The following is a 23507-nucleotide window of genomic DNA, read 5'->3' on the forward strand; positions in this document are numbered from 1 at the left end:
TAGAAACCTTTGTAATATACAACAACCCAGCAAGGTGTAAACGTAACCACAAACAACAACGAAATATGGAGAACATCACCAAACCAAGCGTTAAAAACATAAGGTTATTTACTATACGTAGTCAGAATGCCTTAATGACAAATCACACACAACTGTCTCAAAAGTGCGACAAATAACGAAATAAGCGACTAAAATCATAAACTTTTCAAAAAACCTGTTAACCAACATTTAAGTTAAACCAAACGAAAAGCCAGCCGTGACAAGCGGGTAAACATTTACAAAAAAACCAAAAATTGTCGAGATTAACCGTCACGAAGGCACAACTAGAAAGGAAAATTTTTTACTGCAATTTTGAATTTATTTGAAGAACTGTCGAGTATTTACTCAACAAAACAGTTAATAGCAATTTAACACGCCGCTTTCGAAACAATACTACAACGCGTTTCGCTTTAATAAAGCGAAGAAATGACGCGCTAGAAGGTAGCCTCTAAAGCCTTGTATTGCACAAAACTTCAGAGGCGAACAGTATGACGAATAACGTCTATGCCCCCAACAACTCCTGCTCTTTCGCTTCTTCTATCGCAGCTTGTTTATCTTTGCGGCTAAATTTAGCACCAAGCATTAACAAACACGGTGTAAGAATAAGGGTTAACAGTGTTGCGAAACTTAAGCCACCAGCAACTGCTGTAGCCAGTTGTGACCACCACTGAGAAGAAGGTGCACCTACTTCAAAGCTGCGCTCAAACACATCAATGTTCAGCTCCAATACCATGGGCATTAAGCCTAAGATGGTGGTAATAGTGGTTAACATTACTGGGCGTAAACGCTGTGCACCGGTACGCATAATAGCTTCTTGGGCGGCAATGCCTTGGCGACGCAGAACGTTGTAGGTATCAATCAACACAATGTTATTGTTCACCACGATCCCCGCTAAGGTAATTACCCCCAAACCACTCATAATAATGCCAAATGCTTGCCCAGCGATTAACAAGCCAAGCAATACACCAATGGTTGAGAACAATACTGCCGAGAGTATTAACAAGGCTTGGTAAAAGCTATTGAACTGAGTGATAAGAATCAAACCCATCACAAATAGCGCCACCATAAAGGCTCTACCTAAAAACGCCATACTCTCTTGTTGGTCTTCATTTTGACCACGCAATTTAATATCAACCAAGGGATCAAGCTCAAGCTGCTTAAGTTGCTCTTGGATCTTAGGTAACTCAATACTTAAGTTTTGCCCAGCCGCTACGTCGGCACTTACCGTTATTACTTGGCGGCCATCCACCTTGTTGATTACATCTTGTTTTGGCTTAGCTTCTAAACTTACAAAGTTAGTAATCGGTACTAAGCCATAACCCGTTTTCACCCGTAACTCACTCAAGCGGCTAATACTGCGATTCTCTTCTGGAAAACGCACTCGGATCTCTAGCTCATCGTCTACATCATCGGGGCGATAATCACCAATGTTTAGGCCATTAGTCACAAACTGTACGGTATTGCCTAGCAAAGTAACATCGGCGCCAAAACGAGCAGCTTTGGCACGGTCAACCTTAAGCTGCCACTCAATCCCCGGTTTGGTGGTAGAGTCCTCGGCATTAACAAAATGCGGGTTGTCATTCACCAACTCTCGAATTTTCTTGGCCATGGGTTCTAAGCGTTCCGGAAAACGTGAGCTCAACTCAAGCTGTAAATCTTTACCCGCCGGCGGCCCCGCTTTGTCTTTGCGAAACTCAATTTCTAAGCCGGCAATAGGTGCTAAGCGTGAACGCATGTCTTCAATAATTTCGTTAGCTGGTCGACGTTCATTCCAATCTTTAAGATTAACCCGAATATCCCCAAGCTGATCACCACCTACTTTGGTGTACAAAGTATCGTAATCTTCTAAATCAATGATGCGGCGCTCAACCTCAAGCATTACTTGTAGCTTTTCATCGGTAGAGTAATCCCCGTGCGAACGAACGATAATGTTGTAACCCACAGGCTCTACTTCAGGAAAAAACTCCACCCCTTTACCCGCACTGGAATAAGCCATTATTACTGCAATCGCAATAACAATGCCCAAACCCAGCACTCGCAGCGGTGCATTTACCGCTTTGTGCAACACCCGTAAGTAAACACCGGTAAACCCCTCAAGGCCTTGCCATTCGCCTTTATCCGCTTTAATTAGTGCCTGTTGCTGCTTGGCAGTTAATTTACGTGGACGGCCAAAAATATTGCCCAAAGAAGGTACAAAGATTAACGCCATCACCAAGGAAGCACTTAAGGTCGCAATCAAAGTTAACGGCAAGTAACCCATAAACTGCCCCACCATGCCTGGCCATGCCAATAACGGAGCAAACGCCGCTAAGGTAGTTGCAGTTGATGCAATAATTGGCCACGACATGCGTTGCGATGCCAGCGAGTATGCTTGATGACGAGGAACACCTTCGCTCATTTGCCTATCGGCAAACTCGGTAACCACAATGGCTCCGTCCACCAGCATTCCCACCGCCATAATCAGCGAAAACAACACCACCATGTTGATAGTAAGTCCGCCTAAAGACAGCATTAAAATACCTGCCAAAAACGAGCCGGGAATAGCTATTCCCACCAACAGAGATGAACGCACGCCCATTACCGCAATAATCACCACCACAACCAACAAGACTGCAGACAAGATGTTATTTTGCAGCTCTGACAGCATGGTGCGAATGTCTTTAGATTTATCACCGGCGTAATCAATAATCACCGAATCAGGCCAAAACGCTTGTTCTTGAGCAATTAGCGCTTTTACCTGTTCAATGGTTTCAATCAGGTTTTCGCCGGGACGTTTGCTCACTTCTAAAGAGATGGTTGGCTTACCATTTACCCGCGCGTAAGTACTGGCATCTTTAAAGGTACGTCTGGCTGAGGCCACATCACCAAAGGTAACAATGCGATCACCTTCTACCTTAATTGGCAGCTCAATAACGTCCTTAACGTTCTCAAATACCGCAGGTACTTTTACCGCAAAACGGCCATTGCCGGTATCAAGTGTACCCGCTGTTACCAAACGGTTATTGCGGCTTACCAAGTTGTAAATATCAGCTTGGTCTAAACCGTAAGACTCCATCAAAAGCGGGTTTACCGTAATCTCCAAAAAGTCTTCACGGTCTCCACCAATGTTAACTTCTAGTACCTGCTTCATGGTTTCCATTTGGTCTTGCAGGTCACGGGCAATCGTTAGTAAGGCACGTTGTGGCAAGTCACCCGACAACAACACCGTAATAGCAGGCTGTTCTGTGGCTAAGGTGACTTGATGCACCTCTGGCTCATCGCCACCGGCAGGCAGTTTAGGTTTGGCTTGATCCACCTTAGCCCGCACATCCGACAGGGCTTGGTCGATATCAACCCCAACTATAAACTCCAACACCACCGAACCATGACCTTCACTGGCCGTGGCGGTCATTTCTTTAATGCCTTCTAAACCTTGTAATTCCTGCTCCATAGGGCGCAGCAACAAGCGCTCAGCATCTTGAGGCGAAATCCCATCGTGTGGGATCGATACGTAAATAACCGGGATCTCTACATCGGGATCCGATTCTTTAGGAATGTTGTTGTAGGTAATAATGCCGGCAACAAACAAGAACAGTAAAATAGACAGTACGGTTCGAGTTCGCGATAAAACGGCTTCGATAAAAGCGTGCATTATTCAGCCCTCTCTTGCGTTAACAACTCCGCTTTGGTGACAGGCTCAACCTTATCGCCTTCGCGCACAAAACCTTGGCCTAAAATAATCACATCGTTGTCACCACTAAAGCCAGATAACCAGGCACCGTCTGGATCTGAGCGCACTAAACTGGCTGGTACAAACTGCACTACATCATCCACAACCGTTTTAACCCCTAAATTACCTTCTTCATCTAAGGCTAATACTGCAGGGCTAACTTTAATTGCCTCTACCTCTTCAAGTGGGAAACGCACACTGGCACTCACACCTGCCATCAACTGTTGTTGTTGGTTATCGAGCAACACTTCTACTTTAAAGGTTCGGGTATTGGGATCAGACAAGGTAGCAATAAAGTCGATGCTTCCTTCAACTTCTTCTCCAGTAACCAAGTTTACGTAGGCTTTTTCACCCAAAGAAAGCTGCGAGATATCGCGCTCAGAAACATCAGTACGCACCAATAGTTGCTGAGTATCGGCAAGCCTTAAGATTGGGTCACCAATACCTAGATAAGCACCCGCCTCAACAATATTTTCTTCAAAAATACCGTTGTATGGGGCTAATACCAGCGTGTTATCAATGGCTAAATTAAGCGATTTAACATTGGATTCTGCATCCACCAGCGCGGCCTTGGCCTCTGCTAAGCGTGCTTTACCTTGGAAACCTTGCTTGCTAAGAGCCTTAACCCCGGCATACTCAATGGTGCGTTGCTCTAACAAGGCTTCGGCACGCAGTAGCTGTGAACGTCGATCTTGAATATCTAAACGAGCAAGGGCTTGGCCTTTTTTAATTGGGCGACCTTCGGCAACCAAAAACTCCAACAAACGACCAGATACTTCGGCAGAGATAACACTTTGACGGCGCGCCTCTGTTTGTCCGTATAAATGTAAGCTGCGTTCAATGGTCTCGGCAGTGTAGGTTTTCACTTGCACGCGGGTTAGCTTGTGAGCGGCTTTCTCAGGTTCAGGCTTGGCTTCATCTGCATTAGTCATTTGACCAGAGAGCATCCAAAACACCACTACAGCAACAATAAAAATAGAAAGGATATATGGGCGAGCAGCAAAAAACTGTTTTACGGCAACAGACACAATCAAACACTCCCTGTCGATGATTCAAGTAAGTGAATCAGTATACAAGTTAGTGCAAACAATCTATATGCTTTGCCGAAGACTACTGACAAATTTGCTACAAAGCGTTAGCTAAGTATGAAAAATAACGAAGCCACCAGACGGTAGCTTACAAAAAGATACAATTGTATGGTGTTTTGCTAATCAGCTTAGATGCTAAATGATGAACCACAACCACAGGTTGTACTAGCATTAGGGTTGTTCACTAGAAAGCGTGAACCTTCTAGGCCGGAGGTGAAATCTACGATACCACCCACTAGATATTGCAAACTCATTGAATCTACAACCATTGATACACCTTGTTTTTCTACTAAGGTATCACCTTCATTTACTTTTTCATCGAAGGTAAATCCGTAAGAAAAACCAGAACAACCACCGCCTGTGACATAGACACGCAACATTAGCGCTGGGTTCTCTTCTTCAGCAACTAGCTCTTTTACTCGCGACGCTGCGGCGTCGGTAAATTGAATTGGAAATGCGGCTTGTTCAGTTACAGCTTGTTCTGACACAATCTATTCCTTAAAAATGTTAACTGGCGCAGATTATCTAATACCCGAGTAATTTGTTCAAGTATTATCCTAAGAGGGTTTATCCATAGCTCTAAGCCGTCGCTAAGTATTTATTCTACAGGCCAATTTTGTTTGTAAATAATCTCGGCCTTTTTGTTCCATTTATTGCCCTTAACTTTAGCGGTAAGCTCAATCCGCTCTGCTTTAAAGCCTTCGGGCAACTTAATGTCGGTATTCACTTCTTGAAAATAACGAAACTTAAACGCTAAAGGAGTTGCCTCACTTTGTAAATCTGCCAAATTATATTGCGCTGGTTCTTGGTTCTGACTACCCACCACCACTAACTGCAGTTCCCCACTTAACCAACGCTTGTTGCGCGCTACTTGCATCAACAATACCTGCATTCGGTAATAGTTGGGGCTAAGCATGGGTTCAATGTTTAGTTGTTCAATTTTCATGCCGCCAGCTTGTTGTTCTGGGGCCATGATTTTTCTATAAACCAACAGCTCTTCAGTTAAGGCAAGCTTTTGCTCGGTCAGTTGATTAATGCTTTGTTTTAACTGCGCTAACTCTGCCAAGCTGGTATCTTGCTCTAGGCGCACCATCGACAAACGTTGTTGTAATACCGACTGGCTTTCAAGAGAGTTACTAAGCTGCTGTTTTAATTGGCTAATGAGTTGATCTTTTTCTTCAACAACAACCGATAAACCATACACACTGGTTAAAGCCAAGGCACCGATTAAACTTACAACTAACAACTTTGGCTTTGCCACTTTGTATACACCTGTCGCGAAAAGACGACAGTTTACCCAGATTTCCCCTCGGCAACAAACTACAGTTAGCTCTCTGCGATACCACTAACTTTCTGCCGGTGAAACGAGTTAGATAACGCAGCCCAATTATCGAGTTTAAATAGCTACAGCCCGCAAGCTGAACCAGCGCCTAAATGCAGCTTCTACGCGTTATTACTTGGCTATAGATTATTTGTTATAGTGAGCGCAATTTACTGCCTTTGTGGCGCGTGACTCAGATTTTAAAGGATGCTTTATGTCTCGTTCAGAACAACTTTTTAGCCAAGCCCAGCAAACTATTCCTGGTGGCGTTAATTCACCAGTTCGTGCCTTTAATGGCGTAGGTGGAACACCGGTTTTTATTGAACGAGCCGACGGCGCGCGCATCTACGATGCCGATGGCAACAGCTACATCGATTACGTGGGCTCATGGGGCCCAATGATTTTGGGTCATAACCACCCTGCGATTCACCAAGCTGTAGTTGATGCAGCCGCTAAAGGCTTGAGTTTTGGTGCGCCTACCGCTGCTGAAATCGATATGGCTAATCTAGTGTGCGAGTTGGTGCCATCGATGGACCAGGTGCGTATGGTTAACTCGGGCACCGAAGCCACCATGAGCGCGATTCGCCTTGCTCGTGGCTACACCGGCCGTAACAAAATTCTTAAGTTTGAAGGTTGCTACCACGGCCATGCCGACTCATTGCTGGTTAAAGCAGGCTCTGGTGCATTAACCCTTGGCCAACCAAGCTCGCCGGGTATTCCCGCCGACTTTGCTCAACATACTCTTACTGCCACCTATAATGATTTAGCCTCGGTTGAAGCTTTATTTGCCGAGTACCCAGAAGACATTGCTTGTATCATTGTAGAGCCAGTGGCAGGCAACATGAACTGTATCCCTCCTGTAGACGGCTTCTTACAAGGGCTACGCGCCATTTGTGATAAATACCAAGCGGTATTTATTATTGATGAAGTAATGACGGGTTTTCGAGTTTCATTAGGCGGAGCACAAGCTCATTATGAGGTAAAACCCGACCTAACTTGTTTAGGAAAAGTGATTGGCGGCGGCATGCCTGTAGGCGCTTTTGGTGGCAGCCAAAAAATTATGGATCACTTAGCGCCTGTTGGTCCGGTGTATCAAGCGGGTACTTTATCGGGTAACCCTATTGCTATGGCGGCTGGTTTAGCGGCACTTAATGCCCTAAAAGATCCTGCGGTTCATCAACACCTAAATGTAATCACCGAGCGTTTGGCCAAAGGCCTCAAAGCGGCTGCAGATCGCCAAGGCATTCCATTAACCGTTAATCAAGTAGGTGCAATGCTAGGCTTCTTCTTCACCGAAGAAAGCAGCGTGACTAACTTCGCCCAAGCTTGCGCCTGTGATGCAGAACGTTTCAAAAAGTTCTTTCACTTAATGCTGGAAGAAGGCGTTTACTTAGCCCCGTCAGCTTTTGAAGCATCATTCACTTCTTTTGCTCACAGCGAAGCAGATATTGATGCCACTATTGCTGCAGCAGAGCGTTGTTTTGCAAAGTTAAAATAAGCTGTATTGCCGCACTTGCCCAAGAGTGCGGCTTTATCTTAGCCATTCAATTTTTACTACCTGGCCGGTTTTTAGATACACCACGTATTTCTTGCCTTTAATGTTATAAAGCACGCCTTCTAACTTATTGAAGTTATCACCGCTTACTACTTCTTCGTACTCAGGCTTGCCACAAGCACTAATTAACTCCAGCTTATCGGTACCCGAGCGTATCCAAGTGCCATTACAATTTATATTCGCCACTTCGGTGCCATTACCAGCTTGTACCCCAGCAGCAATAAAGCCTAACAACAAACAAATATGTTTTTTCATATCCAGACTCTTATTGATGATTTTAAAATTCACAAAATGAGTATAGTAAGCAATAACTTAGCGGGAAGAGTTTTTTACTGAAGGTCGAGTCCAAAGAAAAACCATCACTGCTAACAGGCAGGTACCTGCGGCAATACGGGCAAACCAAGGGACCTCCATCCACAACATTAAACCCGCCGAAATAGCCACCATAAGAGTAGCGCTGCACTTTGCTTTAAGGCTTACCACACCATGTTGCTGCCAATCATTTAATAAAGGACCAAAAGTGCGATGCTGCTCAAGCCAAGCAGCAAACCGAGGAGAGCTTTTGGAAAATAGAATCGCGGCTAATAAAATGAATGGCGTAGTAGGCAGCAAAGGCAAAAATATACCTACCGTGCCCAGCAATACCGCTAGCCACGCAATTAACAGGTAGAACACTTTTAGCATTAAACAAGCACCTTTAATAAGTAAGCAGATAGTTTACCCTGTGGCGCGATAAATAACTGTTAGTTATGACTTGTAGCAAAATAAAATTAGACATCTAGACGGCTAAAGAATAAATTAACTATGCCGCCGATTTAATCGCCAACTTGCGGGCGGCTAACAAATACCGCTAAAGCGCCTAAGGGCGCGAACTATTAATTAGGAGTTCGTCATGTTTGAAGCCGTCCAAAAAGAAACTGTTTTTCAAGGTAACACTGCCAGCAGCACTAGCAATAACGCTTTTCGCTTTACCAGCAAGCGCAATAACCAGCTAAATCACCATCATGCTGAACTAAGCCTCCCTGTAGAGTACTTTGAGCAAACCCAGTTTAGCGATCGCAGTCGACCAGGTGCTTATGCTAATCGTACTAGGTAACTGTTCATTCTATCTAGTTAAAATACTCGATAACTGCGTTAGAGTTTTTGATTGTAGAATAACGACTTATCGAAAAATCCTGCCTTATTCTCGAGTATTTTTCCTGCGTTATTTCTGATCACGTACTTGGTGTGATTGGTATTAAACTCCCCATTAAAAAAGGCGATGTAAATCTACATCGCCTTNGTACTTGGTGTGATTGGTATTAAACTCCCCATTAAAAAAGGCGATGTAAATCTACATCGCCTTTTTTAGTATTCTCAGTGCTTAACAAAAAGGTGATTGCACTTCGCCACGCAAGGCTTCACGCTGGCAGGTATGGCGGTCATTACCGCTAGTGCCTATTTGCACACTACCTTGCAAACTACTTGCTGGGGTAAATGAGGCTTGGCTAGCTGCGCTAAACATCAAGGCAGAACCAAACACTACACTCAATATTGCTGAACTTAATGCTTTCATCATTCTTCTCCTTCCCTAATTATTAACAAAATGGCGATTGAACTTCGCCGCGCAGCGCTTCACGCTGACAGGTATGACGGTCGATACCGCTAGTACCTATTTGCACACTACCTTGCGCGCTATTTGCTGGGGTAAAAGAAGCTTGGCTTGCTGCACTAAACATCAAGGCCGAACCAAACACTACACTAACTAAACTGGTGGTTAACGCTTTCATCATCATTCTCCTAAAACTTATCTACTTAACAAAACGGCGACTGTACTTCGCCACGTAATGCTTCGCGTTGACAGGTATGACGGTCTATTCCACTGGTACCGATATTAGTGCTTCCTTGCGCCCCATTTAGGGGACCAACCGCCGCCTGACTCGCAGCGCTAAACATTAAGAACGAACCAAAAACTACGCTTAACATTGCTGACATAACGGCTTTCATTTTATTTCTCCTAGTAATGGCTTAACTCTGTATAGCCATGACCAAGAAGACCTAGCTGTCTACTAGGTTATTTCAAAGAAATTTAAATTTTTTTAGAAAAAAGTGAGAGAAAAAGGAAAAGTTGTGGTTTTTCTAGCAGTTAGATACAGAAAAATGAGACGTGTGAGATTTTAATGCGGGGTAAAGTTTAAGCGCTTAAGATTATTAAGCGCTTTTAAACAACTAAACAATCACTGAATGAAAGATTATTTAGCATTATTGCGGGTTCGTTTATCGCTCGACTTACTTGGACAAAAACTCGCACCTGATGCACCTCTAAAACTTGAAACAGCCATAATATTTACCTCTACTACTTAAATTGTGAATGTGAAGTTCATCTGTTAACCACACAAATACTAAGGAGCAATAACGAGGCCAATTTTGATATCTTTTTTGATTAGACTAAAAATTCCAGTTTCAAGCTAATGAAAAGCCTACCAATAGCGAAATAATCTAGAAATCGCGCATGAATTTAGTTTTTTATAAGGAAGTCAGAAGAGTGAGAAGTTGTTGCACAATGCAAATGCACTCACATGTGGCGCAAAACTGCGCCACATTGCAGCAAATGCTACATTATTTAGATTGCCCGTAGCGTTGATGTAAGGCTTGATACAAGTCGTCTTGAAAACTTAATGCCGAAGCATCTAAGTTAGCCATTAGCTCAACCAAATGCTCGTTATCTTCTCTGCCATCCCACACTTTGCGGTAAGTACCTTGTTTGTATCCATTATCTTGGCGGAAGAAATTAAGCACGTTTTTGCTCACGTATTGCTGATAAAGATCCAGCCAGCTCATCTTACAATCCACCAACAAAGCCGAGAACAAGCCAATACTGGTGCGCTTAGCGGCAGCTAAACCAATAAGCAATTCAAGCTTTTCTAATAAGTTAAGTTGGCTAAACTGCCATTGTTTGCCATCAAACTGCACAGTGCTTTGCTCTATATTCTCAAAAATGTAAGCCTGAGCGGGTGCATGTTCGCCATCTGATTGCAGCAGTAACTCAGACAATACAAAGTGCCAAATATCCACTAGCTCCATTTGTAGCTGTTCTAGGTCGCAGTCTTGTTTCTTCCACCACTTCCAACCGTGATGCTCAATGGCTTCTGCGCCTTCAATAACTACCGCACGCAAAAATGGCGAACGAGTAGTTAGCCACTCTGGGTTCACTTTGGCGTTCATGTTGTCTTGTAGCTGCAACATAATTTGCGCTTGGTTTGCTTGTAACATTCCAGATCCTTAATTAAATAAACTTTGTAGCCACGTTTTGGCCTTAGTTGCACTTTGTTGCACACAGCCTTCGGCTAATTCAGCTTGGCTGCTAGGTGCAGGCAGTAAGCTTGTTTCACCACAGCCGGCAGAAGTTGGATGCCCATTCGCTTTGGCAAAATGTACCCAGCTAAGGTTATCGGGTTGCATGGCTCGTAGCGACTGTGGATACGAGGTTTTGAGATATGCCGCATACACCGGTAATGCCGCAGAAGAGCCGGTAACTGCTGCGGGCTTGTTGTCGTCTCGCCCAACCCAAACCGTAACAATCTCTCGCTGATCTATGCCCACATACCAACTGTCGCGTAAATCGTTAGTGGTGCCCGTTTTGCCCGCCAAATCAACCTTGGGAATACGCCACTTGAGCGAGCGCGCTGTGCCACTGCGAGTCACTTGGCTCATGCCATACAGCGTGAGAAAGTTGGCCATTTCAGACCAACGGCGCTCTGCATCATTATCAGCTTTATACAATACGTTGCCTTGCCCGTCGTTCACTTGGTGCACGGCATAAAGTGGGCGATACTCACCGTCCCCACCTAGGGTTTGATAAAGCTGTGCCATTTGAAATGGAGACAGGCTTAAGCTTCCCAGAAGTATCGACGGATAAGGGCGAGTATTCTCCTCCAAGCCAGCCAACTTTAAGGTATCAACTACCGAATCGACCCCCACTTCAAGGCCTAAGCGCACCGTGGGTACGTTAAGTGACTCAGCCAAGGCTCGCACTAACATCACAGGCTCACTAAAGCTCTTATCGTAGTTATTAGGCTGCCAATTGGTGCCATCATCTAAAGGCACCGCCAAGGGGCTGTTTTCCAACAACTCGCCTAACTGATGCCCTTGCTCTATCGCGGTGAGGTAGACAAAGGGTTTAACTAAGGAGCCAATTTGGCGGCGCGCATCCAATGCCCGGTTAAACCCTTGGTTATTCTTTTCCCTGCCGCCAATTAGCGCGCGAATCGCGCCCGTATGGCGCTCACTAATCACCATGGCAGTTTGCAATTGCTTTTTCGCGCCCTTGTCTAACTGTTCTAAAACATTTTGCGCGGCGCTTTGAGCATGACGTTGTGATAGCGGATCCAGCGTAGTAAATACCTTCACACCGTTGTAATTACGCCAGTTGTTAGCATGCTGCTGCAGCTCTCGGCGAACCAGCGATACAAAGCCTGGCGTTTTCTGATAGCCCATACTGCCACGCTTGCTCAAGCCTAATGGTTTTTTCACAGCCAGCTGATAACGCTCGGCCGACAATTCACCTTCTTCGGCTAATATACGTAAAACCAAGTCACGACGATTTATCGCGCGCTGTTCTTGGCGCCATGGATCGTAATATGAAGGGCCTTTAATAATGGCCACTAACAAAGCCACTTGCTCCACCGATAAATCATTCACTGGGCGACCAAAATAGAAATAACTAGCGAGGCCAATGCCATGCACCGCATTACTTCCATTTTGCCCAAGATACACTTCGTTAAAATAGCTCTCTAAAATTTCATCTTTGCTGTAGCGAAAGTCTATTAATAGCGCCATGTAGGCTTCTTGCAACTTACGCCATAAGGTACGTTCGCGCGTTAAAAAGAAGTTTTTAGCCAACTGTTGAGTAATCGTGCTGCCGCCTTGTACCGTGCGTCCGGCACGTAAATTCACTACTAAGGCGCGAGCAATCGCCATGGGTGACACTCCGTCATGCTCATAAAACTGGCGATCTTCGGTAAGTATCAATGCCTGCTTTAAGCTTGCTGGAATATCATTTAAAGGCACAAACAACCGGTCTTCCTGCTCTGTCACATTCAGGCGTTCAAGCAATACTGGGTCAAGTCGGGTTTGAGCAATCTCTTCACCGGTATCACGGTGCTGAATTTTGGCCAAACGTGAAGGGCTAAAAGTGAGCAGCATCGGCAACTCGGGCTCTACCCCATCGGCAAACTCAAATTGGCGGCGTACTACCTCAATTTTGGTTTCCGATACCGCATATTCACCACCACGTTTAGCACGTTTTACTTTGCGATAATTTAGTAACGCCAACTCATCTTGCAGCTCTTTTCTGCTTAGGCGTAAACCAGGATAGAGCTGTAGCTCTCGGCCATACACCGCTGCCGGCAGTTGCCACTTATCACCAGTAAAACGCTGCTGAATTTTGCTGTCTAGTACCACACCCCAGGCAACCATAATGACAATGCCAACTAATGCTAGCTTCCAACTAATGCCCCACAAGCGTTTTCCCCATGAAGGCTTAGTATTTTTTTTAGCGCTTGAGCGCGGTTTAGTGGTCTTTTTAGCTGGAGTACGTTTACTTTTGCTAGCCGGCTTCTTTGCCGAGGCTTTTTTGGGGCTTGGCTTTTTGGCCGAGCTATCGGGCTTCTTAGGACTCATACTGCCTTACTGCTTAATCAAACCTTAGGGGATGGCCTGCAATAGATAATGCGAGAAAAAAGGCAGGCCAAAAGTGCTGTTAGGATACTCCCACTAGCCCAATTTTTTAAGCACAAATATAAGCATGCTGCGCAGATACTTATTTCTGGATAAACAAAAACGAAGCTATTAATTAAACGCGCCTTATAAGGCTGTTTAAACAACTCGCTGTTACACAACAAAAATCAGCTCAATGACTAAAGCTGCGATTATTTTTCTTTAAATCAGCTCGCTGTTAACATAGGCAAACTTTGGGTTGTAAAAGTTAAATGACGAATGGATAAGAAATCGCCTGCTACTAACAAATACGCTGTGCCTGCGCTAGATAAAGGCTTAGATATTTTGGAATACATGGTTAGCCAAGAATTGCCAAAATCTCAAACCGAGATAGCCACAGCACTTGCTAGAGGCGCCAACGAAATCTATCGCGTATTGGTTGGTTTAGAAGCAAGAGGCTACTTAATTAGAGATGAAGTATCAGGTAAATATCGCGCCTCGTTAAAAATTTACAACCTGTCTCGCCGCATTTCTCCAATAGATAAAATGCGCCAGTGCGCCCTGCCGCACATGGAAGACCTGGCTTTTTCATCTGGTCACTCTTGCCACCTAAGCATGTTGTATCAAAGCCAAGCCATGGTGATAGTGCATGCTCAAAGCCACGACCCAGTGTCGATTAATATTGCTGAAGGTTCACTTTTTCCTACCAGCGCCACTGCCTCTGGGCGCGTATTGCTGGCGAACAGTAAGCCCGATGTACAAGCAATGATCTTGGAGCGCGACCAACACTACCAACAAATGAAAGCCGCGCAACGCAAACTGTTCATTCAGCAACTCGCTTTAATCAAGCAAAACGGAACCTATTCTGCTGCCAATGAGCTCACAAAAGGGGTATATGAATCTGCAGTATTAGTGGGAGAGCCAGAAGGCTTAGTGATCGCCTCTTTGGCCATTACTACGCTCAACTCGACAGCTACAGATGAGCACTCGGCAAGCTCAGAACTAATAAGCAGAGCCCAAGCGACTGCCAAGCAGATTACTCAGCAATTGGGTTGTTAGTCGCTAGCGAAAACCACAGCGATGAACGCTCACCGCTGTGGTTGTAACTTAGGCTTAAAAACCCGCATATCTCTCACTAAGAACAGCTAATTTAAGCCCATTATGCGAGCTTATTTAAACTCCCACATCTCTGGCCAGTAACGGTAAACACTGTGGCCATATTTATCTAGGCGCGCTTGTGCCTCGGCTAAATAGGCCAAACTTTGCTGTTTGGCGGCAAGCTGGTCACCCACTAACAAGCGGTAAGCATTGCTTGCTAAACTTTCTCCCTGTTGATTTTTTAGCACCAATCTCACTTCAAATTCGCCGCTAGCATCACTCGGTAAGCGCCATTCCAGCTCAGAAAATTTAGCCGAGCTGTCAGCCAGCACATCCAAGTTAATACAGTTGCTGGCACAAACCTGCCCTTGATAGACAACTTGCCACTCATAACTTAGCTGCTGATAGGCATGTTGGTAATCGTTCACTACCCACAAACTGACCGAAAATACTTCACCCGCTTGCCAACGGCGCTTTTCAAACTGCAGGCTTGGTAGCAATGGTTGGTAGGTTCGTTTTAGGTAATCAAAACTAATTTTCTTTTCACCATAAAAATCGACCACTCCCCACTTAATATCTGGCACGTGGGTAATAAAGTGACAGATTGCTACCCCGCTCATTTTTGGCTTACGGCGGCGATAGGTTTCTAGCGCAAATTGGATCACTGTACCTTGGGCAATTTGTGTGGCTTCGACAAACTCTTCCAAAGAACCCATTTTATAGTCATTAAACACTTCAAAATTTAGGTTTTTAAGGATATCTATGTCTGCCCAATGGTAGGCCCAGCTGGGTCCCATCGGCCACAGTTCATCTTCAGGGATAAACTTCTTGAGGCTTGGAATCGACGGAGCTGAAGCAGCGGTTAGCTCTGGAATAATCGCGCAATCTAGGGCCGGGTAATACTCCTCCATAAACTCTGCCCCACCCTGATAGTAGTGTTCGTTAGCATGGATGGATTCATTCGGCTTAAAGCCCATATTCACTGCCGACTCTGAGCTAAGCGGTGATGCCAAACCATAAGGAACATTGGTTTGATCCGCTACCGCTTCGCCAATACGCTCCATTAAAGCTTTGTTACCACTTTCTTCGTGAGCCCCTGAGAAAAAGACCTCTTCTCCGCCCATCCAAAAGATTTGCGACGGATGATTACGGCGCTGCTTAACGGTTTCGATACACTCGTGTAATACCCCACTAATAAACTCAGGATTTTTTGGGTAAGCCTGAGTCGCCAAAGTAAAGTTAGTCCAAACGGTGATACCTAGTTCATCACAAATGCGGTAAAAATCCGGTACTTCTGGTGGGTGCCAACCGAAGATACGCAAGTTGTTGATGTTAGCCTGTTTAACCATTGCTAAGCGATCTTCATATTTGCTTAGGCTGTTTTGACCGTATAGAAACGAAGGCTGGCCTCCCCAACAAGCCGAACGTAAGAAATGCTTTTTGCCGTTGATAACAAAGGTCCATGGAAACTCGGCCTGCTCGCGCGAATAGCCCGGATTAAACGCCATGCTAACCTCACGTAAGCCGATCACCTCTGCGCAGCTATCGACGGGAGAGTCGTCAACTTGGACTTCCACCTGCAAGTTATAAAGGTGTTGCTGTCCCATATCCCAAGGCCACCATAACTTGGCATCTTCAACTTTGATGGTGTGGCTACAAGTGTTTATTCCGGGAGCCAGTTGATGAACAGACTGTTGGTATATTGTTTCGGTTTGACAATTTTTGCCCGACAACTGTGAAAGCAAAGTAACTTGCTTAGGCTCCGAGCTATAATTAATGACTTCGTAACTGGCATCAACAAGCGCAGTGTTGCTATTCTCAAGTCGAACATCACTACGGATGCTTGATATTTTAAGCTGTTCAGATGCTACCACTCGCACCGGGCGCCAAATGCCAAATGGCACTAATCCAGAGAAATAGTCGCCCGAAAAGTTAACCTTTTTACCGCCACAATTTCGGTAATTTTTAGGTGGAGGATCAAGCTTAATCATCAGCATATTGGCACCACCACGCCAATCTTCAAAGCTAACCACATCACTTACGTCAAACTCAAAGGCAGAAAACATGCCTTCGTGGCGCCCAAGGTGCGTGCCGTTTAGCCACACATCACAGCTGTAATCTACACCCTCAAACTGCAGTACAATCTTTTTACCTTGCATCGATTCAGTAACCGCAAAACGATGGCAGTACCACCACTCATACTCGGCCACCCATTTAGCCCGATGCATATTGCGGGCAAAATACGGATCGGCAATTTCATTAGCACGCCAAAGATCGGTATAAACATCGCCAGGAACGGTCGCAAAATTCCAGCTAAAGTGCGTACCTTGATACTCAGCAGGTAACAAATGTAAGCCTTCTTTTATACCTTGACCGGGCCGCATTCGCTCCATCTGCCAACGGCAGCCGCTCAATTCAATCACTTCTCTAGTCATTTCGCCCTCAAGCTTCAAATAGAAATAATACATTTATATATAAATATATTATTCACCAAGCAATAAGATCAATTGAAAAAAGCGCCAAATATGATCCTGCTCTAAATAAATAGCGGGTCTTAAGCAAACGTATAAGCCTCTTCAAAGGCTTGGCTTCAAGTGAAAATTAAAGGGGAGTGCGTCAGCTAGCTGCTACAAAAAAAGGGCTCAGCAAAAGCTGGCCCCAAACAAGGAGAACAAAAACAGATAGATTTAATTAGCTATAGCGCTATTGGCTGCGGGCGCTTGTGACTTTGCGCTAAGCGTAAACATGGCTAACACCGTGGCAGCGGCGGCAAACAAACCAAAATAGATATAGCTCCAAGGGAAGCCATATTGATCGTACATACTGCCCATAACCGGTGAAGCAATCGCGGTCATTACATTGTTAACTACCTGAAAACCAAACATATAAGTAAAGGAGTTAACTTTTCTGTCGAACTGCTCGGCGGTGTACGCAAATACCGAAATAATGAGCATTGGATTCACAATACCAAATAGCAATTTAGCCACCAGCGCTAAGTAAAAATTCTTCTCACCTAAGCCAGCGTAACCAATCATTAACAACACCGCAGAAATGCCCGCTGCAGTTAATACTAAACTGCCTTTTGCCCCCACCTTTTTAATGATCAATGGCACCGCCATACTGAAGAAAAACAAAAAGATCGCGGTTATGCCATCCATGCTAGAACTAAAGGAAATGCCTTCTTCTTGGGTGGGAAAGAAGCTTATAAAGTAACGAGTAAACTGGGTCATCGACGTCCAAAACACCACCGAAATGGTGCCTGCATAGGTCATAAAGGCCCACATTTTTGGCTGCTTAAGTAAAGCAATCACATCGGCTTTTTGGATCTTCTCTTGGGAAATAACCTCATTATCTAAGCCGTCTAAGTGGCGCACTTTAAGCAGCAAGGTACACAACAGCATGAGTACTGCAGAAACGCTGCACGCGTGGAAAATAAGATCTGGATTAATGTTATACAAAAAGCCAGCTAACACTGCCGACACGCCCCAAGCTGCAATGCCAAAACCATTCACAATACCAAAGTCACTGGCGTGGCAGCGAGCAAAGCGGTCACTGTAAGAAGCAATCACACCACTTCCTGCCTGAAACAGCATTCCCAAATACACAGAGCCAACCACAATACCAAGTGCAAAGGTTGCGCTGTTTGCCAACAAAGGACCATAGACATAAATATAGAACGGCCCAATGGCTAAACTCAGTACTGCAATAAAATAAATTAGGTGCTTTTTAAGCCCTAACTTATCCAATATGTAACCAAAGGCAGGTTTAAACAACACGGCTATGCCGGTTTGCAAACCAAACAACACTCCTATCTGCGAGCCATCAATACCCACGCGATCATTTAGCCAAACTGAAAACAACGATCCAGAGCTTAAAGACCAGAAAAAGTTGTAGAAGAAATACATTAGGCAGATTTTAGCCATGGCAACACGGTTACTATCGGTTTTCATCGAGACTCCATTTGCTTAGTCGCAACACAGTAAATACTGAATGCCGCGGTAAAATTGATGAAGTTGATACTGCCAATGATGTAAATAATCCAAGCATCCATTTTCTACACTTCCCTGCTCTGCAAACCCAACCTCAAGGATTTATTTGCAAATAAACTATTTATATATAAATACGCGGTCAACTGGCAAAAGCTTAATTTATGATCTCTACCCCATCCCATAGGCAATATTGGCTAATAAGAACTATTAGAGCAATAAAGTGTCCCCAAGGTGACAGTCAATCCTAGTCAGCGAAGCTTACAAGAGCAGAGTAAAGAGGGTGGCACAAGCGCCAGACAACCTTGCCGCAGAATGCAGAGCTAGAAAAACCACTTCATGAGAAAAGCTAGGGGATGACCACGCTGGTTTTGTCTGGGCGTCAGCGAGCTACTGCATAAAATTAATACGCAGTAGGCATTATACGGCGCGCGTTACACAGTGCGTATTTTTGCTTGGCGATGCGGCAGGTTTATTGAACATGCTGCAAGCTAGGAGGTACATTTTCCCATAAAGAATCGGCTATGGTTTTTTGATAGCCGTATTGGTACAGGCTGGTCATGTACTCTTTGGTAAAAGCTTCATCACTAATTTTAGAAAAATCATTATCAATATAGGCAAGCCTAAAGCTCATTTGATTGTGTTGAGCAAAGTGATAAATATGCTCTACATCGCCAATTCCTTGATTGCGGATGATAGTTGAAATGGAACGTAAACCAATATCTGTAAGGTTATTATTGGTGACTTGATAATGTGGCTTTAACAAGCCATTGCGAATGACAAAGACATGCTGAGGATTACGTTCAAAGGGTAGGTTATAGTAAGCCCATTGAGGCACCAAAAACACTTGCCGAGATACGCCACCGTCTACGTGTAATTCTTCGAAGCGCTGCTGCCCATCATCAATAACAATGCTTTTTGCTGGAAATGCACCTGGCACAGAACTACTAGCAATAATGATATTTTGAATCAGTGTGATGGCCTCGTCACTGCCTACTTGAGCAATCTTTCCCACATCCCACAAAGACATTTTTTCGTTATCCAGGTTAGTTGTTCCAATAACCAATAAACGTCCTTTAGCCCGTTGCTCTGCTAACTGCTTAACAATGTCGGCATCAATGTAACTTCGTACTTGATCCTCAAAGCCTGCAGTATCAAGTACCGCTTCCCCACGCAGTAAGCTCCAAATGCTTTTAACCTGAAATAAACTGCTCATTGGCGTTTCGGTATAATAATTTTTTAGGGTTGAATCATAGTCACTGCCCAAATACGCAAAAACTGAGACAATCGCGCCGGTTGATACCCCAGTCACCAAGTCAAACTCTGGCCTATCACCGTTAGCCGTCCAAGCGTTTAATACACCAGCCGAAAAGGCACCATTTACTCCACCTCCCGACAACGCCAAGTGGTAAATGTCACTTCCCACACCGTTATTTCGCGCTCGACTGTCGAGGATGCTTTGATACTCTTGCTCAATATTATGCTCAGTAATTTCGGTGCTTTCGCCATCCCAATACCGCAGCCCAGCGGTGGCTAATGGATACATTAACTCAGATTCTTGAGCAGCATTTCTCTCTGGTGAACTGCAGCCAACGACCATAAATAGCAGTAAAGCTAAGCAAAACCTTGAACGTATTGAAATAAGCGGGAGCGTAGACAAAGAAAAGCACTCCAATTGAAGTAAATGAATAGAATAATCGTAACAGAAAGCAAGACAAATAAATTTAGTTATTACTGTAAATAAGAGCTAGGGCTAACATCCATGCTCAGCCCAAACTGAGCAAAATTAGAAACGGTAATCTACCGACATATAAACTTGCTGCGTATCGTTTATTTTAACTCCGTGCGATTGATAATCTTGGTCTAAGTAACGGTAAGCAAGTTCTGCACTCCAGTTACTATTGATGCGATACATCACACCAGCTTGTCCGCCCCATACAAATTCTGTGGAGCTTTGATTATTAATTTCGCTGTCTGCCGCACCAATAGAAGCACCAGCAAATACACTAAATTTCTCACTAACCGGATGGATGTAATCGTAAGAAGCTAAAAAGGTATTTTGACTTAATTCATCCATGTAAGCATAAGTGCCCATCACACGGTGATTTTCGTTGATGATAGCACCACCACGTAACTGAAAAGTTGCGTCATCATCTCCGCCAGTATATTCACCTTTGATATTGTCAGCCTGATAACCAACACCACCACCAACAAACCAATCTACATCTGTGTTGGCTGCGTGAGCACCTACAGAAACTGAAGAAATAATTAGTGCGCTCAATATAGTCTTTTTATTCATAAAGTTTATTCTCGCCATTTGTAAAGAATCATCATTGGTTAACTCTATTGAGATAACCAAACCGTATTAAGAAGTAACTCGTCCTTAATAACGCGTTAAGCAGCTCGCTGTTGATTAGCGAGTGCCGGCACATAATACCGATACAAATTGTTTGGATATAGCATCGCCAACATCACAAACTGTCACGAATAACATTACAATATGGTGATTATAAAATGCTGAAGGTTTTACTTACTTGGATAAATTAAGCTGACGTTTAGTTTTATGAGTGGCTTGTGCACTAACCGGGTCATCAGGCCAAGGGTGCTTAGGGTAGCGCCCTTTCATCTCTTTTTTAACTTCTACATAAGCAGACTGCCAAAAGCTGGCTAAATCTTGAGTAAGCTGCAAGGGTTTGCCGCCAGGAGAGAGCAACTCTAAGGTAATAGCAACTTTATTGCCTAGCTGGGGAGACTGCGGTTGGCCAAACATCTCCTGCAGTTTAATAGCCACAACCGGAGCTTGCCCTAGTTGGTAACGAATGGCCGCCCGGTTACCGGAAGGTGCTAAATAGTGGCTAGGCACTAAACTTTCGATTTGTTGCTGTTGCTGCCAATCTAGCCGCGACTTCAAGGCCGCCAACCAATCGATATTTTTAAGCTGCTGCCATGTTCTGCAACTCGCCAAGTGCATAGTGAGCCATTGCTCTGCATCCTCTAACAGCGCTTCTTCGCTAAAATCTGCCATCGCCAGTTCACTAAACCACTGTTGAGCACAACGTACCCGCTCAAGCCAAGCGTTGGCCTTATCGCCAACTGGCAACCAAGCAAAGCCTTTAACTCGAATCTGCTTAAGCCAAGCACTTACCACTTGTTCTGCTTCAAGCTGCTCAGCTGCTTTGGCACTTAATACCAACTCACCTAAGCATTGCTGTTTTTCGGCGACGATTCGTTTAGCAGAGTCGGACCACTGGCAATGTAACCTGCTAGTAAAGCGCTCTGCTTGTAAGGCTTTTAGTTGCGGTAAATCTAGCTGGCAAGCCAGCGCAACTTTGCCTTGGTTTCGTCCCTCTGGCCAATATAGATCGCACACCACTAAGGCATCACTTTTGCTCAATTGATGCTGCTGTTCGTCAAGCGCTAAACCAAAACCACCACTGCAGGTATAATTACGCCCTTGGCGCTTTAAGGCGATTCTGTCGGGAAACGCTTGGGCTAACAACAAGCCATCCCAATGCTCGGCTACGCCCCCAGTCGCTTTAACCTTAAAACGCTGAGCCAGTTGTTTTATTTGTTGCTGATATTGCTGCTTAGCAAAGCCTTTTAAGGCTGTAAATGCTTGGCTAAGTTGATCACTTTGATGTGAGTTATTGCTATCTAACAAAGCCGCTAACTCACAAGCTCGCCACAACAATCCTTCAACATTGTGTTGCTGCTGCCATTGCTGAGCTTGATCTAACATGGCTAACATTCGTGGCCCAACACCACTGGTATTTAATTGCTCCGCTCGGTCGCTTAAACGCCCATCCTTTAGTAAGGCTAAATCACTCAACAATTGCTTGGCTTGCCCAAGGTGAGCACTAGGTGGTATGTCTAGCCATTGCAATTCACTGGCATCGGCTCCCCAATGTAGGAGTTCAATCACCAAACGACTTAACTCACTGCGAGTGATCTCTGGGCTGGCAGCAAAGGGGCGATGATTTAACTGCTCTTCGCTGTAGGCGCGATAACAATGACCAGCTTGTAAGCGCCCTGCTCGGCCGGCCCGTTGTATCGCCGATGCCTTGCAAATCATTTTGGTTTGTAAGCGCGTGGTTCCACTATTGGCGTGATAACTGGCTTGGCGCTCTAAACCGCTGTCTACCACACAACTAATGCCATCAATGGTTAAACTGGTTTCGGCAATATTGGTGGCTAGTACGATTTTATGTTTGCCGTCTTGCGCCGTACGAATAGCCGCTTGTTGCTCGGCTAAACTTAGCTTGCCGTATAGGCTATATAGCTGATATTCGGTCGACAATAATGGCCGCAAGTGCTGCTCAACTTGGCGAATTTCAGCGTTCCCCGGTAAAAACGCCAACACACTGCCAGATTGCTCGGCCATGGCTTTTGCCACTAACTGAGCAAAGCGCTCGCTCCATTGCCAATCTCGCTTAATGGTGTGATAACTATAAGTGATGGGAAAACTGCGACCTTGGCTTTCTAGTATCTGCGCCTCGGGCAATAGCTTGCTCAAGGCATCACTTTCAAGCGTTGCCGACATAATCATTAGCTTCAACTCTGGGTTAAAAGCCTGCTGCACTTCTAGACTAAGCGCTAAACCTAAATCAGCATGAATGCTGCGCTCGTGAAACTCATCGAAGATCACCATCGCCACGCCATCAAGCTCAGGATCTTGCTGAATCAAGCGGGTTAATATGCCTTCGGTTACCACTAATAACTGAGTCTGAGAAGAATGTCGCTTGTCACCGCGCATTTGGTAGCCAACTCGCTCCCCTACCGATTCGCCCAATTGGCTTGCCAAAAACTCTGCGATATTGCGCGCAGCTAAACGTCGTGGCTCCAGCAAAATAATTTTGCCTTTAAGCTTTGCTTGTTGCAGTAACATTAGCGGTAATGCTGTCGACTTACCGGCTCCCGGTGGAGCGCACACTATAAACTGTTGTTTATTGCTCAAACTCGCCAATAAATCAGGGAATATCTGGGTAACAGGCAATGCGCTCAAAACCGCTCCATT

The 23507-nt window shown here is 44.8% G+C and carries 19 protein-coding genes; 3 read left to right on the plus strand and 16 right to left on the minus strand.

Going from position 1 to position 23507, the window contains the following annotated elements:
- Positions 1-541: 541 nt before the first annotated feature.
- The 4 genes from ACYFDN_RS10415 to ACYFDN_RS10430 form a co-directional block, all read right to left on the minus strand.
- Positions 542-3670, minus strand: a complete 3129-nt coding sequence (locus ACYFDN_RS10415; protein ID WP_483511030.1) for an efflux RND transporter permease subunit — start codon at positions 3668-3670, stop codon at positions 542-544.
- The gene (locus ACYFDN_RS10420; protein WP_483511031.1) at positions 3670-4776 is read right to left on the minus strand and encodes an efflux RND transporter periplasmic adaptor subunit; all 1107 of its coding nucleotides are present in this window, start codon (positions 4774-4776) and stop codon (positions 3670-3672) included. The genes ACYFDN_RS10415 and ACYFDN_RS10420 overlap by 1 nt, the downstream gene beginning before the upstream one ends.
- Positions 4777-4964: 188 nt before the next feature.
- Positions 4965-5324 carry an iron-sulfur cluster insertion protein ErpA gene (erpA, locus tag ACYFDN_RS10425; RefSeq protein WP_016403550.1) on the minus strand — a complete coding sequence of 120 codons (360 nt, stop codon included), beginning with the start codon at positions 5322-5324 and terminating at the stop codon, positions 4965-4967.
- A gap of 110 nt (positions 5325-5434) precedes the next feature.
- On the minus strand, positions 5435-6097 hold the full coding sequence (locus ACYFDN_RS10430; protein ID WP_016403551.1) for a DUF6776 family protein: 663 nt from the start codon (positions 6095-6097) through the stop codon (positions 5435-5437).
- 274 nt (positions 6098-6371) lie between these two features.
- Between ACYFDN_RS10430 and hemL the strand changes: the two genes are divergently transcribed.
- Positions 6372-7655 (plus strand): glutamate-1-semialdehyde 2,1-aminomutase, encoded by a 1284-nt coding sequence (hemL, locus tag ACYFDN_RS10435; RefSeq protein WP_483511033.1) that lies wholly within the window; start codon positions 6372-6374, stop codon positions 7653-7655.
- A 33-nt stretch (positions 7656-7688) separates the two neighbouring features.
- Here hemL and ACYFDN_RS10440 read toward each other — a convergent pair whose 3' ends face one another.
- Together ACYFDN_RS10440 and ACYFDN_RS10445 are read right to left on the minus strand one after the other, a co-directional pair.
- Positions 7689-7967, minus strand: a complete 279-nt coding sequence (locus ACYFDN_RS10440) for a hypothetical protein (RefSeq protein WP_016403553.1) — start codon at positions 7965-7967, stop codon at positions 7689-7691.
- 57 nt (positions 7968-8024) lie between these two features.
- Complete coding sequence (locus ACYFDN_RS10445; RefSeq protein ID WP_220719005.1) at positions 8025-8396, minus strand: YbaN family protein; 372 nt, start codon at positions 8394-8396, stop codon at positions 8025-8027.
- 208 nt (positions 8397-8604) lie between these two features.
- On the opposite strand from ACYFDN_RS10445, the gene ACYFDN_RS10450 reads away from it, so the two are divergent.
- Complete coding sequence (locus ACYFDN_RS10450) at positions 8605-8808, plus strand: hypothetical protein (RefSeq protein WP_483511035.1); 204 nt, start codon at positions 8605-8607, stop codon at positions 8806-8808.
- 267 nt (positions 8809-9075) lie between these two features.
- On the opposite strand, the gene ACYFDN_RS10455 is transcribed toward ACYFDN_RS10450, so the two are convergent.
- The 5 genes from ACYFDN_RS10455 to mrcB form a co-directional block, all read right to left on the minus strand.
- On the minus strand, positions 9076-9270 hold the full coding sequence (locus ACYFDN_RS10455; protein ID WP_016403602.1) for a hypothetical protein: 195 nt from the start codon (positions 9268-9270) through the stop codon (positions 9076-9078).
- A gap of 19 nt (positions 9271-9289) precedes the next feature.
- Entirely contained in the window at positions 9290-9484 is a 195-nt protein-coding gene (locus ACYFDN_RS10460; protein ID WP_152784127.1) for a hypothetical protein, read from the minus strand.
- Positions 9485-9506: 22 nt separating this feature from the next.
- Positions 9507-9698 (minus strand): hypothetical protein, encoded by a 192-nt coding sequence (locus ACYFDN_RS10465; protein WP_016403600.1) that lies wholly within the window; start codon positions 9696-9698, stop codon positions 9507-9509.
- A 612-nt stretch (positions 9699-10310) separates the two neighbouring features.
- A complete protein-coding gene (locus ACYFDN_RS10470; RefSeq protein WP_016403598.1) occupies positions 10311-10964 on the minus strand; it encodes a dUTP diphosphatase in 654 nt (217 codons plus the stop codon).
- Positions 10965-10973: 9 nt separating this feature from the next.
- The gene (gene mrcB, locus ACYFDN_RS10475) at positions 10974-13373 is read right to left on the minus strand and encodes a penicillin-binding protein 1B (protein WP_483511038.1); all 2400 of its coding nucleotides are present in this window, start codon (positions 13371-13373) and stop codon (positions 10974-10976) included.
- A 315-nt stretch (positions 13374-13688) separates the two neighbouring features.
- Here mrcB and ACYFDN_RS10480 point away from each other — a divergent pair, with 315 nt between their 5' ends.
- The gene (locus tag ACYFDN_RS10480; RefSeq protein WP_483511039.1) at positions 13689-14468 is read left to right on the plus strand and encodes an IclR family transcriptional regulator; all 780 of its coding nucleotides are present in this window, start codon (positions 13689-13691) and stop codon (positions 14466-14468) included.
- 110 nt (positions 14469-14578) lie between these two features.
- On the opposite strand, the gene ACYFDN_RS10485 is transcribed toward ACYFDN_RS10480, so the two are convergent.
- The 5 genes from ACYFDN_RS10485 to hrpB form a co-directional block, all read right to left on the minus strand.
- The gene (locus tag ACYFDN_RS10485) at positions 14579-16942 is read right to left on the minus strand and encodes a glycoside hydrolase family 2 protein (protein WP_483511040.1); all 2364 of its coding nucleotides are present in this window, start codon (positions 16940-16942) and stop codon (positions 14579-14581) included.
- A 252-nt stretch (positions 16943-17194) separates the two neighbouring features.
- Positions 17195-18457: an oligosaccharide MFS transporter gene (locus ACYFDN_RS10490; protein WP_483511041.1), complete on the minus strand. Its 1263-nt coding sequence runs from the start codon at positions 18455-18457 to the stop codon at positions 17195-17197.
- 508 nt (positions 18458-18965) lie between these two features.
- Complete coding sequence (locus ACYFDN_RS10495) at positions 18966-20153, minus strand: patatin-like phospholipase family protein (RefSeq protein WP_040307607.1); 1188 nt, start codon at positions 20151-20153, stop codon at positions 18966-18968.
- Between the two features lie 126 nt (positions 20154-20279).
- On the minus strand, positions 20280-20792 hold the full coding sequence (locus ACYFDN_RS10500; protein ID WP_483511043.1) for a porin family protein: 513 nt from the start codon (positions 20790-20792) through the stop codon (positions 20280-20282).
- A gap of 231 nt (positions 20793-21023) precedes the next feature.
- Positions 21024-23495, minus strand: a complete 2472-nt coding sequence (gene hrpB / locus ACYFDN_RS10505) for an ATP-dependent helicase HrpB (RefSeq protein ID WP_483511045.1) — start codon at positions 23493-23495, stop codon at positions 21024-21026.
- Positions 23496-23507 lie beyond the last annotated feature (12 nt).

Source organism: Agarivorans sp. D1326, from assembly GCF_056958115.1.